This window comes from Halobacillus halophilus DSM 2266, from assembly GCF_000284515.1.
Taxonomy (GTDB): Bacteria; Bacillota; Bacilli; order Bacillales; family Halobacillaceae; genus Halobacillus; species Halobacillus halophilus.
In genome coordinates, this window is the sequence record NC_017668.1 from 1,925,717 (window position 1) to 1,939,273 (window position 13,557).

Annotated in this window: 11 protein-coding genes; 10 read left to right on the forward strand and 1 reads right to left on the reverse strand. The window is 39.8% G+C overall.

The window, feature by feature from the left end:
- Positions 1-74: 74 nt before the first annotated feature.
- Positions 75-308 carry a hypothetical protein gene (locus HBHAL_RS09460; RefSeq protein WP_145956032.1) on the forward strand — a complete coding sequence of 78 codons (234 nt, stop codon included), beginning with the start codon at positions 75-77 and terminating at the stop codon, positions 306-308.
- 114 nt (positions 309-422) lie between these two features.
- On the forward strand, positions 423-1,394 hold the full coding sequence (uvsE, locus tag HBHAL_RS09465) for a UV DNA damage repair endonuclease UvsE (protein ID WP_014643170.1): 972 nt from the start codon (positions 423-425) through the stop codon (positions 1,392-1,394).
- Positions 1,395-1,505: 111 nt separating this feature from the next.
- Here the strand turns inward: uvsE and rlmN are convergent, their stop codons facing one another.
- The gene (gene rlmN, locus HBHAL_RS09470) at positions 1,506-2,591 is read right to left on the reverse strand and encodes a 23S rRNA (adenine(2503)-C(2))-methyltransferase RlmN (RefSeq protein WP_014643171.1); all 1,086 of its coding nucleotides are present in this window, start codon (positions 2,589-2,591) and stop codon (positions 1,506-1,508) included.
- 1,006 nt (positions 2,592-3,597) lie between these two features.
- Here rlmN and HBHAL_RS09475 point away from each other — a divergent pair.
- The 8 genes from HBHAL_RS09475 (at position 3,598) to HBHAL_RS09510 (ending at position 13,432) form a co-directional block, all read left to right on the forward strand.
- Positions 3,598-4,104 carry a universal stress protein gene (locus tag HBHAL_RS09475; RefSeq protein ID WP_014643173.1) on the forward strand — a complete coding sequence of 169 codons (507 nt, stop codon included), beginning with the start codon at positions 3,598-3,600 and terminating at the stop codon, positions 4,102-4,104.
- 179 nt (positions 4,105-4,283) lie between these two features.
- Positions 4,284-5,276, forward strand: a complete 993-nt coding sequence (locus HBHAL_RS09480; protein ID WP_014643174.1) for a LacI family DNA-binding transcriptional regulator — start codon at positions 4,284-4,286, stop codon at positions 5,274-5,276.
- A gap of 236 nt (positions 5,277-5,512) precedes the next feature.
- On the forward strand, positions 5,513-6,808 hold the full coding sequence (locus tag HBHAL_RS09485; protein WP_041601309.1) for an ABC transporter substrate-binding protein: 1,296 nt from the start codon (positions 5,513-5,515) through the stop codon (positions 6,806-6,808).
- 274 nt (positions 6,809-7,082) lie between these two features.
- Positions 7,083-7,400, forward strand: a complete 318-nt coding sequence (locus tag HBHAL_RS09490) for a metal-sensing transcriptional repressor (RefSeq protein ID WP_014643176.1) — start codon at positions 7,083-7,085, stop codon at positions 7,398-7,400.
- A gap of 13 nt (positions 7,401-7,413) precedes the next feature.
- On the forward strand, positions 7,414-9,819 hold the full coding sequence (locus HBHAL_RS09495) for a heavy metal translocating P-type ATPase (RefSeq protein ID WP_014643177.1): 2,406 nt from the start codon (positions 7,414-7,416) through the stop codon (positions 9,817-9,819).
- A gap of 151 nt (positions 9,820-9,970) precedes the next feature.
- Complete coding sequence (locus HBHAL_RS09500; protein ID WP_041601310.1) at positions 9,971-10,297, forward strand: four-helix bundle copper-binding protein; 327 nt, start codon at positions 9,971-9,973, stop codon at positions 10,295-10,297.
- Positions 10,298-10,443: 146 nt separating this feature from the next.
- Positions 10,444-12,474 carry a heavy metal translocating P-type ATPase gene (locus HBHAL_RS09505; protein ID WP_014643179.1) on the forward strand — a complete coding sequence of 677 codons (2,031 nt, stop codon included), beginning with the start codon at positions 10,444-10,446 and terminating at the stop codon, positions 12,472-12,474.
- 463 nt (positions 12,475-12,937) lie between these two features.
- A complete protein-coding gene (locus HBHAL_RS09510) occupies positions 12,938-13,432 on the forward strand; it encodes an NUDIX hydrolase (protein WP_014643180.1) in 495 nt (164 codons plus the stop codon).
- Positions 13,433-13,557: the final 125 nt, after the last annotated feature.

Consider the following 13,557-nt stretch of genomic DNA (forward strand, 5'->3'; position numbering starts at 1 on the left):
TGCGGATAATTATCTCTTGTTTGCAGGCGAAGGGGGCGGAGTATGAAATTTGAAAAGAAAACCAATACCTTTATATGGCACTGGGTCATTTAGGGATGATCCTTGTGGGCTTAGGAGTTATGAGAATGATGTCTGTAATAAACGATTCAGCCGGGTTTGCGTTCACTTTTTTTGGATTTTTATTAATGAATATTTATATAAACGATTTAGAAAAGAAAATGGGATTTAGCAAGAAAGAGAAAGGGGCTTTCACTGCTGTATTTATCACAGTATTTGCAGGTTTATCTTTGTGGCTGTACGTAGTGTAAAGCTGTAAATAAGGGCATCCTGTTTTTCTGCGTTCTTTTAATCAGGTGTTCATACCTTACATAATCTATGCGGGTTCGCAGAAACTAAGTTAAAAATGAACTGGGTGATGGCAGATGACATTATACAGGCTGGGCTATGTGGCCATGAGCGTAAATCTTCAAAATGCTTCCCCCTCTCAAACCATGACGTATAAACGGTTTTCAGCGGTTCGAGACCGCGAAGCGGCGATTAGAAAACTTGAGCGTCTTGCTCAATCCAATATACAGAATTGTATAAGGCTCTTAAAGCATAATAAAACTCATCATATTGAATTCTTCAGGTTAAGCTCCCGCCTGGTACCGCTTGCTACTCACGAAGCATTAGAAAAGTGGGGTTACCTGTCAGCCATTAAAGAGGATCTTAGCGAGCTTGGAGCTTTAGCTAAAAAAGGGGGGATAAGACTTGATTTCCATCCCGATCATTTCGTGGTCATAAATTCAATCGATAAAGAAATTTTTAAAACGTCGATGAAGGTTTTAAAGTATCACTACCTTTTACTGTACCAAATGGGCCTTGATCCAACTCATCGATGTGTGATTCACCTTGGAGGAAGGTACCAGGACAAAGAAAAATCGCTGGAACGCTTTATTGACAACTGGGCCTTCGTTCCCAAGGGGATTCAGAAGATGATTATGATTGAAAATGACGATACATCCTACACATTGGATAATTGTTTGTACGTTTGTGAGAAGTTAAATATCCCCCTTGTTTTTGATATCCATCATCATCTTGCCAATTATGACAACGAACAATGGGATCCCAACTGGGAACGTGTTTTACATACATGGTCCCGTTCACCCTTACCCGTAAAAATGCACATATCCAGTCCGAAAAGTCAGCACGAATTTAAAAGTCATGCAGATTTTGTGGATGTTGAATTATTTCTTGATTTTGTCAAAAAAACTACCGGCTCAACTGATCAAATTGATTGCATGATCGAAGCTAAAAAGAAGGACGAAGCACTTTTTGTATTAGTAGAAGAATTGAAGAAACATCCGAATGTAATTATGGAGAGCGAAAGTACATTTAGGTGGAAAGCAGATTGAGATAAGTATAGAGCAGCTAAAGAAACGTAATAGAGGAATGGGGGGCTTTTTTTAGAAGATAGGAAACACCGAACCCTGATTAAAAAAGCATGAGGCCGAGGCCTCATGCTTTTAATTGGTTTGTAATTTTTTCTGTTTGCGCGCTTTTTCTTTTTCAATTTGTTTACTTCTAAGCTGACCGCAAGCTGCATCTATATCTGTGCCATGTTCGGTACGGACACCGCATCTAATTCCGCGATCCATCAATGTCTGATAAAAGGTAAGAATGGATTCTTTTTCACTACGTTCATACGGGTTATCCGCTACAGGATTGTAAGGAATCAAGTTGACGTAAGAGAGATGCTTTTTATTTTGCAGAAGATCAGCGAGTTCTTCAGCTTCTTTCTTATGATCATTAACATCTTTAAGCAAAATGTATTCAAACGTAATCCGCCGGTTTGTTTTTTCAAGGTAGTAGTCAATGGCCGGCATTAGCTTTTCAAGGGGATACGCCCGGTTAATTTTCATAATCTGAGTCCGAAGATCGTTGTTTGGCGCATGAATGGAAAGCGCTAAGTTGATCTGGATACCTTCGTCGGCAAACTCGTACATTTTCGGTGCAATCCCACTTGTAGAAACAGTAATGTGACGAGCACCGATAGATAGACCTTTTTGATCGTTGACAACCTTAAGGAAGTCGATCAAGTTATCATAGTTATCGAATGGTTCACCTATTCCCATTACCACAATGTGGCTGACACGTTCATCATTTTGTTGTTTGTCAAGGTGCTGCTGCACTTGCATAATCTGCTCGACAATCTCACCGCCTGATAAATCACGGTTTTTTTTCAGTACGCCACTCGCACAGAAGGAACACCCAATATTACATCCTACCTGTGTCGTAACGCATACTGATAATCCATAGTTAAATCTCATAAGAACAGTTTCTATAATATTTCCATCATGTAATTTAAACAGAAATTTGACCGTTCCATCTTGTGATTCTTGTTTTATTTCCTCGGTTAACGTTTCAATTGTAAAATGTTCCTGTAGAAGATCAATACAAGATTGGTTCACATTCTTCATCTGAGAAAAATCAGTTATACGCTTTTGGTAAAGCCAATTCCAAATTTGTTTGGCTCGGAACTTTTTCTCACCATGCTCTGTGACCCAGTCCGTCAGTTGATCAAACGTTAAACCATAAATGGATGGTTTCATAAATACGCTCCTCTATAAAAAAGTTCACTATTTCTATCATAATGGATACAGCTTCAACTTACAACCTTCCACTGAATGTTCTAATTTTTGCTTAATTAAAGACTCTATTAAACCTCCGTGTTGATCCTAAAGTAAAGCTCCCGTTTGTGTAAGACTCAGTTTCGAGATAAATGGGTCCTTTACGTTAGATGGACAAGGGCTGGTGGGGAAATAACTCGCTTTCCTATGGGGGAACGGTAAGCTTCCTCGCTCGTTTCACTCCTTGCGGGATCTCACCTAGTCCCTTCTCCCATGGGAGTCTCGCCATTTCCCCACCAACCCCGCTATAATGTTGCGAACGGACCCTTCCAGAAGATGAAAGTTCTTCTCCTTAATCTGCATTAAACGCTTTTATAACAGGCTATTGTGCATCGTTATACCCTTAAAAATAGGTACAGAACCACCTGGTCTAATTCCTTACGAGTTAAAGTGGTTTCGAGCTTCTGATTTGGCCAGGTCCGGAGGGGGATGATGAAGACTCCTGCGGGATAAACATGATCGGTGAGACCCCGGAAGTCGAAGACTGAGGAGGCTCAGCACATGCCCGCGGAAAGCGAATCATCCCCCGCAGGACCTTTCTTGTCATAAAAGTATCTCGAAACTGAGTCTTCCACAATCCGGCCCTTTAGCGTAATAAGCTTCTTGTGAAAAATCTATTATAAACTTTAACAAAGCATAATTATAAGAATTGTAGTAAGAAGATTAAAGGGCTTTCTACTTATAACTTCCGCATTACTGCCTTAGAAACGCTATTCACTATTCAGATTTTAAGAGAAAATCTTTGGGAAAGGAAATAAAAGACTAGGGCTGATTAACATTAGAGGTTAAAGTTTTACATAATCTGTTAAGTAATTGTTATCAAACTATAAAATTAATTCAGGATACAGCGGGTATATATTAAACAAGCCCTTTAAGGCATGGGTGATGCTGGATATTCCTTATTCAATAATGGAAAGGATGAAGTTTAATGTATAAAAAAGTAGTCGTAGCATATGATGGCTCAGAAGGAAGCGAGAAAGCTTTGACTCATGCAGTAGAATTAAGCAGAACCCAGCAATCACAAATCTCCGTGGTATTTGTAGAGAAAGAAAAGGATAAATACAAAAATAATACAGGTTTTAACATGACCATGCGTAATGACATGACGCTTGAAGAAGGAGGCGCGTACGTCGGGGGGTCTGAAGAGCGAATCAATGAAAAAGAAGTGGTGCAAAGTGAGCCAAGAGCTTACGCAGGAAACCACCCCATTTTTCTAGAGGTCAAAAGAAAACTTGAAGGTGAACAGATTCCCATTCAATATGAATGGCTGGAAGGCGATCCAGTGAATCAATTATGTAATTTTGCTTCCACTCATGAAGCAGATTTAATTGTAATTGGAAGTCGCGGTCACAGCGGCATCAAGAAATTTGTGATTGGCAGTGTGAGTGAAAAAGTAGCTAAAGGATCGGATATCCCCGTATTAATTGTAAAATAAAAAAGAAGTCCGGGCAGATTGCCTGGACTTCTTTTTTGATATAGTGCCGCCTTATAATGGGTTTTCTAAGAAGGTCTTATAATAAAAGATTTAAAATTAAATTGAATTATTCACAAGGTAAAGGGTAAAATGAGTATGAAACTGATTTCATAAAAGGATTAACAGAGGGGAGAATTGGAATGCCAACGATTTCAGATGTAGCAAGGATTACTGGACTTTCAAAATCGACGATTTCACGTGTGATTAATAATCATCCTTATATATCAAGTGATAAACGAGAAAAAGTATTAAAGGCCATGGAAGAAATCGGGTACTATCCAAATCCCTCCGCTAGAAGATTAAGAGGCCACACAACGAATACAATAGGGGTGATTGTCCCCCGGATTGTGAATCCTTTTTTTTCTTATTTAGTAAACTCTATTGAGCAGGAAGCATTTAAAAACAATTATCAAGTTATTATATTCCAAAGTAATGATCTCAAAGATAAGGAATTATATTTTCTTAACTTATTAAAAAACAGACAGGTAGACGGGATCATTATGACGTCAATAGAAAATGATTGGGAGACAATAGAACCTTACATGCAATATGGTCCCATCCTGCTTTGCAATGAGTACGTAAATCAATCTTCTGTATCTAAAGTGAGATTGGATCAGATGAAGGGTGCGTATATGGGTACGGAGCATCTAATTAACAAAGGACATCAAAAAATCGCGTATTGTACTGGGGGATTGTTTGCTGGATACGGTCGTGACCTTGATCGAAATACAGGCTACCAAAAAGCTATGGATAAACACCAATTAAGTCCTAACCCCAGCTGGATTTTTATTAAGAGACATTCCATTGAGGATGGAAAAAAAGTTGTGAAGGAAATCTTATCTATGAACGATAAACCTACAGCAATTTTCTCAGGCAGTGATGAAGTAGCGGCAGGAATTATTAGCGAAGCAAAAGAAAATGGTTTAAAGATTCCGGATGATTTAGCCGTGATTGGTTTTGATGATCAGCCTCTGGCCGAAATCGTAGAACCCAAACTGACCACGATTAAACAGCCAATTGATGAAATGGGAATCAAATCTGTAGAACTGTTGATCAAGATGATGAATAATAAAGATAGTATGGTTGAAGAGGTTCAACTGCCCATTCAATTAATAGAGAGAGAATCTACGTAATTTTATATATATTTAAATTTTGTCTTGAAAACGATTTCACAGTACCGTATAATACAAATTAATTCTTGATTAGCAATTTATCAGGAATTAGTATTTCGGATAAATGTGAAACCGATATCAGATCTGATAATTCCGTTATAATCCTACGCAGAATCCCTAAAAAGACTGGAATAATAAGCAATGGAGAAACAAAAAAATTTTTAAGATTTATGAAACCGATATCATATAAAGGGAGGATGAAAGCTATGAAAACTTTTAAGTTATTAGCTCCAATTGTGTTATCAGGTACCTTGCTTGCGGGGTGCTCATTCTCATCAGGTGGCAGTTCGGATAATTCAGAAGATAAAATGACCATTGAAATTTTTCAAGGAAAAGTAGAATTCAATGATCAGTTTGAAGACTTGGCTGAACAATACGAGGAAAAGAATCCGAAGATTGATATTAAGATAAACAGTGTAGGCGGAGGATCTGATTATGCCAGTGCACTTAAAACACAATTTGCTTCTGGGGAGGAACCGGAAATATTCAGTATTGCTGGCCCGACAGAAGCGGCTAATTACGAACAGTATTTGGCTGATTTATCGGATACAAAAGCAAAGGAACTCGCTCTAAAGGGTTCATTGGAACCAGTCACTAAAAATGGGGAAATACATGGTCTTCCTTTTAATCAGGAAGGATACGGTTTCATCTATAATAAGAAAGTATTTGAAGAAGCAGGCGTCGATGCAAAATCGATTAAATCCTATGAAGATCTAGAGAAAGCTGTAAAAACACTCGATAGCCAAAAAGATCAATTAGGCATTAAAGAAGTTTTCGCCTTTCCGGGAAAGGAAAAATGGGTCCCGGGTAATCACTTATCAAATGTTTATTTAGCGCCTGAGTTCAATCAATCTGTTTTAGAAGCTTATGAATCAGATTCTGTAGAGTTTACAAAAGGAGAAGAATTTCAGAGAATGATCGACTTACAGGTGGATTATTCGATTCAACCAACACTGAATTTAGACTATTCCCAACAAGTAGAGAAATACTTTGCGCTTGAAGAGGTAGCCATGATTCAGCAGGGGAACTGGATTTATCCTTCTGTTCATCAACTTGCCCCAGAATTCGCTGAAAGTAATATGGGGATTATTCCTATTCCGGTGGATGGACAAGAAGGTAAACTGCCTGTAGGAATTCCAAACTACTGGGCTGTAAACAAAAACAGCAATGATGAAATCATTCAGGCATCTAAAGATTTTATTGACTGGATGTACACTTCAGAAGCGGGTAAAGAAGCTGTTCTGCAAGACTTTAAATTTATTCCTGCTTATAAAGAATTTGATACCTCAAAAATCGCTGATCCAATTTCAAAAGAAATCTATCAGTATGCATCAGAAGAAAAAACCACAGGGTGGGTATTTCTTGGATATCCGGGCACATGGGGAGATTATCTCGGGGGAAATGTACAAAAATATTTAAGTGACAAAATCACCTGGGAGGAACTTGAATCCGACTCCAAGAAGGAATGGGAAAAAATGGACCAACAACAATAAAATAGGCTTATTGATCATTCAGTTATATACTGGATGGTCTTTTTTTATGTAATTAAGGAAAAAGTTGAAAAATAAACCTTCAATATTTGTCGAAACTTATCCTAACGACTATTATTGGGGTAGGGAAATAAACAATTCCTTTCACAATTAAAAGGAAGCTAATTGAATTTGGTAATAATGAAAAATAAAAGAAATCATCCTCTTATATTTAGAGTTAATTTGTTGACTGTAAATACCTATAAGGGGTATATTGATTAAGAAGGAGCGAGAAAAAATGGAAGACAATACCTTACCAGAAAATAGTGGGAAAAAGCCGGTTACACCTAGGACAGATGAAGAAAAACAATCTGTCATTAATCGATTAAAGCGAATCGAAGGTCAAGTTCGCGGTGTACAAAAGATGGTGGAAGAAGACCGGTACTGTGTGGATACCCTTATTCAAATATCGGCTATTAACAAAGCTTTGAACCGAGTAGGCTATTCATTAATGGAACGTCATACGCATCATTGTGTAGCCAGTGCGATTAGAAAAGGGGAAGGCGAAGAAGCCATTGATGAATTGATGAAGGTTGTCCAACAGTTCTCCAAATAAGGAGGATCAATGCATGAGTGAACGAAAAGAAATGAACTTGGGAATTACGGGAATGACTTGTTCCGCTTGTTCTGCCCGTATAGAGAAAGTTCTCAATAAAATGGATGGAGTCGAGGCAAGCGTTAATTTAACGATGGAAAATGCGACCATCACTTATAACAACGAGCAAGCGCAGCCTCAAGATATTAAAGAAAGAATTGAAAAGTTAGGCTATGGTGTACAGACAGATAAAGTAGAACTTGATATCCACGGAATGACGTGTGCTGCCTGTTCCACTCGTATTCAAAAAGGGTTAAGTCGTATGAACGGCATTGAAGAAGCTTCGGTGAACTTAACAACGGAAGCCGGCGTAATTGAATATCAGCCAGGGCTCGTCTCTACGGATCAGGTTATAGAAAAAATCAAAGATTTAGGCTACGACGCCGTAATTAAAAAAGACCGTAATGAACAGAAAGATTATAAAGAGGAAGAGCTTAAAAGGAAAAAACGCCAGCTGTTCCTGTCTATCATCCTTTCTTTACCCCTTCTTTATACGATGATCGGTCACTTGCCATGGGATTTGGGCTTTCCTGTTCCAGAACTAATGATGAATCCATGGTTTCAGTTTGTTCTGGCTACACCGGTTCAATTTTATATCGGAGCTCCTTTCTATGTTGGGGCTTACCGGGCCTTGAAGAATAAAAGTGCCAATATGGATGTGCTTGTAGCTTTAGGTACGTCCGCTGCTTATTTTTATAGTGTGGCGGAAGGGATTAGATGGCAGTTGAATCCGGATATTATGCCGGAATTGTATTTTGAAACCAGTGCCGTTCTGATTACATTAATCCTGGTTGGTAAATTATTTGAATCTCTCGCAAAAGGAAGGACTACCCAGGCGCTGACGAAACTTTTGAACCTGCAAGCGAAGGAAGCTACTGTGCTGCGAAGTGGAACGGAAGAGAAAGTTCCAGTGGATCAAGTAGAAGTAGGAGATGTACTCCTTGTTAAACCAGGTGAGAAAATACCGGTAGATGGTAAGATAATAAAAGGTACCACGTCTGTAGATGAATCGATGATTACTGGTGAATCCCTGCCTGTAGAGAAGTATGAGAAAGAAACAGTGATTGGTTCTACCATCAATAAAAATGGAACGATCCAAATGAAGGCTGAAAAAGTAGGGAAAGACACAGCCCTCGCTGGGATTGTGAAAATAGTGGAAGAAGCCCAAGGATCTAAAGCCCCTATTCAACGGACAGCGGATGTTATTTCCGGTATTTTTGTTCCGATTGTAGTTGGTATTGCGGTGCTTACGTTTGTGGTTTGGTTCGCATTCGTTTCTCCCGGGGAGCTTCCTCCTGCGCTTGAAGCAGCCATAGCGGTACTGGTTATTGCATGCCCATGTGCGCTTGGTCTTGCTACACCTACATCCATCATGGTGGGTACAGGTAAAGGAGCCGAGCAGGGGATCCTCTTTAAAGGGGGAGAATATTTGGAAGGTACTCAAGGACTGACGACTATTCTGCTTGATAAAACGGGTACGGTTACTAAAGGTAAACCGGAAGTCACGAACTTTGACACTGTCGAGCCCCATCAAACAGATGTCCTTGGTTATTTGGCAGCTGCTGAAAAAGCTTCTGAACATCCACTCGCCGAAGCTATAGTAAATTATGGGGAAGAGAATGGCGTCACGCCGCAGGAAGCGGAGGAATTCGAAGCCATCCCCGGGTATGGAATCAAAGCTAGAGTAGGTGGAAAACAGGTCTTCGTCGGTACAAGAAAACTAATGAATCGCGAAACCATTGATTACACCAAGCTTGAGGATATTCTTACTAAACATGAGAGTGAAGGAAAAACAGCCATGCTTATTGCTATAGAAGGAGAGCTTGCTGGTTATGTTGCGGTGGCAGACACGATCAAAGAAACTTCAAAGCAAGCGATCCAGGACCTCAAAGAATTAGGACTTAGCATTTACATGGTAACAGGCGATAACGAACGAACGGCTCAGGCGATAGCTTCCCAGGTGGAAATTGACGGGGTCTATGCCGAAGTTCTTCCTGAAGAAAAAGCTGAGAAGGTAAAAGAACTACAGGAAAAAGGAGAGAAAGTGGCTATGGTGGGAGATGGAATCAATGATGCTCCTTCTCTTGCTACAGCAGACATTGGTATTGCGATTGGCACAGGTTCAGATGTAGCCATTGAAACTGCTGATCTTACTTTAATCGGCGGCGATCTTGAGAACTTGAGCAAAGCGATCAAGCTCAGTCGTAAAACCATGGCCAATATTAAACAAAATATGTTTTGGGCATTAGCTTATAACTCTGCCGGAATTCCGGTTGCTGCTATCGGCTTACTCGCACCATGGGTAGCTGGAGCGGCTATGGCTTTCAGTTCGGTCAGCGTGGTCAGCAATGCTCTTCGGCTGAAAAGAGTAAAAATATAAGTGTGAAAATTTATGAAGAAACTCGCCTTTGGGCGGGTTTTTTTTATGTATTTTTACAAATTTGGATGTTTTATGGAAAAAATAGTTTAATGGGATACGGGTATAGGGTAATTGAATTTATGTAATCAATTTTAAGGAGGATGTATAATTTATGTCTCATGAACAGTACCAGTCCGTAATTGAATCTCTCCACGAATGTATGGAGGCATGTAATCACTGCTATGATGCTTGTCTAAAAGAAGACAATGTAGCTCATATGGTGGATTGCATCCGTCTTGATCGCGAATGTGCAGATATGTGCGGGTTCCTTGAGCAGGCCTTAGTAAGAGATAATCCTTTTGCTAAAGAGCTAGCGAGTGTATGCGCTCAAATGTGTGAAGCATGCGGAAATGAATGCAAAAAACACGATCATGACCACTGCCAGAAGTGTGCAGAAGCGTGCTTCAAATGTGCAGACGCTTGTAAAAGCATAGCTTAATAAAATTGGTACATGCTAAAGGTCACAAGTTCTTTAAAAAAGAGCTTGTGATTTTTTGTGCAGTCATAATAATTATTTTAAGTTTATAAATACCCCTACACGGTAAATGTATATATGTGCTATTTTTTTACGAGGAGGAATAAGCGATGGCTCATCAACATAATCACACAGATGCTCAAGATGAAGAACAGCATCATCATGAACATGGAAACCACGACGGACATGAAGGTCACGATCATGGCAGTATGATTGAGGATTTTAAACGCAGATTTTATATTTCCTTATTAGTTACTATACCTATTCTTATATTGTCACCTATGATCCAGGACTTCATTAGATTAGAATTTTCTTTTCCTTATGACCAATATGTATTGTTTGGATTAGCTACGTTCGTCTTCTTTTATGGGGGGTGGCCATTTCTTACAGGTTCTATTGATGAACTAAAGAATAAAAACCCAGGAATGATGACTCTAATAGGTTTGGCTATTGTCGTTGCATATGGATATAGTTCACTTGTTATTTTTGGTTGGTCAGGCCGGAACTTCTTCTGGGAACTGGCGACTCTGATCGATATCATGCTCCTTGGCCATTGGATTGAAATGAAATCCGTGATGGGCGCATCAAATGCGCTTCAAGAGTTAGTAAAACTCATGCCTAACGAAGCTCACCGACTCAACGCTGACGGAAAAACAGAAGATGTGCCACTTAGTGAACTTGGCGCAGAGGACTTGGTACTTGTAAAACCAGGAGAGAAAATACCGGTGGATGGCATTATTACTGAGGGGAAATCAGCCATAGACGAATCCATGTTGACGGGCGAATCCGTGCCGGTAGAAAAAGGGAAGGATCATGAAGTTATAGGGGGCTCCATAAATAAGGAAGGCAGCTTGACCATTCAAGTTCAAAAAACGGGAGATGACACTTATTTATCCCAGGTTATTACGCTGGTTCAAGAAGCTCAGAACTCTAAGTCAAGAGCGCAGGACTTCGCGAACCGGGCTGCTAAGTGGTTGTTTTATTTAGCACTTGGATCTGGAATCAGTACGTTTATTATATGGATGGCTCTAGGCTTTCCTTTTGATACAGCTGTCGAGAGAATGGTCACCGTAATGGTTATAACCTGTCCACATGCTCTGGGGCTTGCTGCTCCTCTTGTTGTAGCCGTTTCCACCTCCTTGTCAGCCAAGCAGGGTCTGCTCATTAGAAATCGTACTCAATTCGAAAATGCGAGAAATATTGATGCCGTTATTTTTGATAAAACAGGGACCCTGACAAAAGGGGAATTCGGCGTTACAGACATTGTGCCTCAGGAAAGCTACGAAACGAACCAGTTGCTGTACTGGGCGGCAAGTGTTGAACAAAACTCCGAGCACCCTCTTGCGCAAGGAATATTGGATAAAGCTCAAGAAGAAAGTGTTTCTTTAAGTAAAGTGGAAGAGTTTGAGTCCATGACTGGACAAGGACTTCAAGGAAAAGTAGAAAATAGAGTTGTAAAAGTGGTTAGTCCAGGCTACGTGCAGGATGAGGGGTATTCTTACGATACGGATACATTTAATGAGTTATCGGAAGAAGGCAAGACGGTTGTCTTTGTTTTAATTGATCAAAACTATGCAGGAATGATTGCTCTGGCTGATATGGTACGAGAGTCTGCGAAAGAAACCGTAGCGGAATTAAAGAAAAACAACATTCGCTCCGTTATGCTTACAGGTGATAATCAAAAGGTAGCAGACTGGGTAGCTAAGCAAATCGGGATAGACGAAGTATATGCGGAAGTTATGCCAGATCATAAATCCGATCAAGTGAAGAAAATTCAGGCTGAAGGGCGAAAGGTCGCTATGACAGGAGATGGAATAAATGATGCTCCGGCTCTGGCTACAGCTGATGTAGGAATTGCTATTGGGAGTGGCACAGATGTTGCAGTGGAAACGGCTGATATTGTTCTTGTGAAAAGCAATCCAAAAGATATCCTTTCCATTCTTAATCTATCGAAAAACACGTATAAGAAAATGGTCCAGAATCTATGGTGGGCTGCTGGCTATAATATTTTCGCCATTCCACTTGCGGCAGGTGTTCTTGCTCCAATCGGAATAGTTCTAAGCCCAGCTGTTGGAGCTATCTTAATGAGCTTCAGTACCGTTGTAGTAGCAATCAATGCAAAGTTATTAAAAGCGGAGTAGATGGATCTTGTCAGGTTAAAGCTTTGTAAGTGCTATCTCCTTCTATTATTCATAAGCAAAAAACTATAGTAGGAAGCCAGGGGGCGTGCAGAATCATTCTTCCGTGATACTGTTCGCCCCCTGTGGCATTCTGTACGGCAGAAAAATAAGGTGCACCTCCCAAAAAGGTTCTAAAAAATGCGGCGTATCTTATCCTTTTGAGTTTGGTTCTACTAGAGCTATCACTCTGGTCCATCTGTCTTAAATCTTATTTCATACAAGTCTTTCCTTCAGCAGATGCATTTGAACACTTATATTTATTAAATTTCGTAGTTTTTCTACCTCAATCACGTTCTTCGTGTAAATATTTAATAGGATTAACATGAAAAGATGCCAAAATTAGTCAGACTTTTTAAACAACTATAATCTATAATTATATTAAATAGATAAACAGAATAGTTAAACTTAAAGAGGAGGAGGTCAATTGACTACGATTCATGTTAATTGGGGAGCATCGAGAGTGAATTTAACCTGGAGATATGCTAAGCAGCTGCCTGCCAGAAATTTGATTACTAGTGTTCACGGTCTTTGTTTTAAAGGGGATCGGTTGCTTTTAGTCAATCTCAATTACAGAGGATGGAACTTCCCAGGTGGACATTTGGAGCCAGAAGAGACCCCTCTGGAGTGTTTTAAACGTGAAGTAATGGAAGAGGGATATGTCTCCGGGGAATGTAAACACTTAGGTCATATCGTGGTTGATCACTGTAATACACCAAAATGGAATGATTACAGTCTTTATCCTAAAGTGGGTTACCAGGTTTTTTACCGGATGGAAATCGAAAATCTTTACGTATTCAGAGGAGAGTATGAATCGGTAGAAAGAATGTTTGTAGATCCCAGGGAAGTACATCATTACTACTACGACTGGAATGAAATCTGCCAGGAAATTCTGGATTATGCTTCTTATATTAAAAATTAATGGATTAACAGAATACACCGTTATTCTTAAGTGCTGCCTTTCCAGAAAACGCCCGATACTGTTAGACTCAGCTTCAAAATAAATGAAGCCTCTGTACAGAAGAGGTTCGACTAAGAACGCCACGT

Bases quoted from the DNA above. Each gene is read 5' to 3' on its own strand.
- HBHAL_RS09460 (WP_145956032.1), top strand. From the start codon at position 75: ATGGCACTGGGTCATTTAGGGATGATCCTTGTGGGCTTAGGAGTTATG.
- HBHAL_RS09505 (WP_014643179.1), top strand. From the start codon at position 10,444: ATGGCTCATCAACATAATCACACAGATGCTCAAGATGAAGAACAGCAT.
- HBHAL_RS09480 (WP_014643174.1), top strand. From the start codon at position 4,284: ATGCCAACGATTTCAGATGTAGCAAGGATTACTGGACTTTCAAAATCG.
- HBHAL_RS09485 (WP_041601309.1), top strand. From the start codon at position 5,513: ATGAAAGCTATGAAAACTTTTAAGTTATTAGCTCCAATTGTGTTATCA.
- HBHAL_RS09495 (WP_014643177.1), top strand. From the start codon at position 7,414: ATGAGTGAACGAAAAGAAATGAACTTGGGAATTACGGGAATGACTTGT.
- uvsE (WP_014643170.1), top strand. From the start codon at position 423: ATGACATTATACAGGCTGGGCTATGTGGCCATGAGCGTAAATCTTCAA.
- HBHAL_RS09500 (WP_041601310.1), top strand. From the start codon at position 9,971: ATGTCTCATGAACAGTACCAGTCCGTAATTGAATCTCTCCACGAATGT.
- rlmN (WP_014643171.1), bottom strand. From the start codon at position 2,591: ATGAAACCATCCATTTATGGTTTAACGTTTGATCAACTGACGGACTGG.
- HBHAL_RS09490 (WP_014643176.1), top strand. From the start codon at position 7,083: ATGGAAGACAATACCTTACCAGAAAATAGTGGGAAAAAGCCGGTTACA.
- HBHAL_RS09475 (WP_014643173.1), top strand. From the start codon at position 3,598: ATGTATAAAAAAGTAGTCGTAGCATATGATGGCTCAGAAGGAAGCGAG.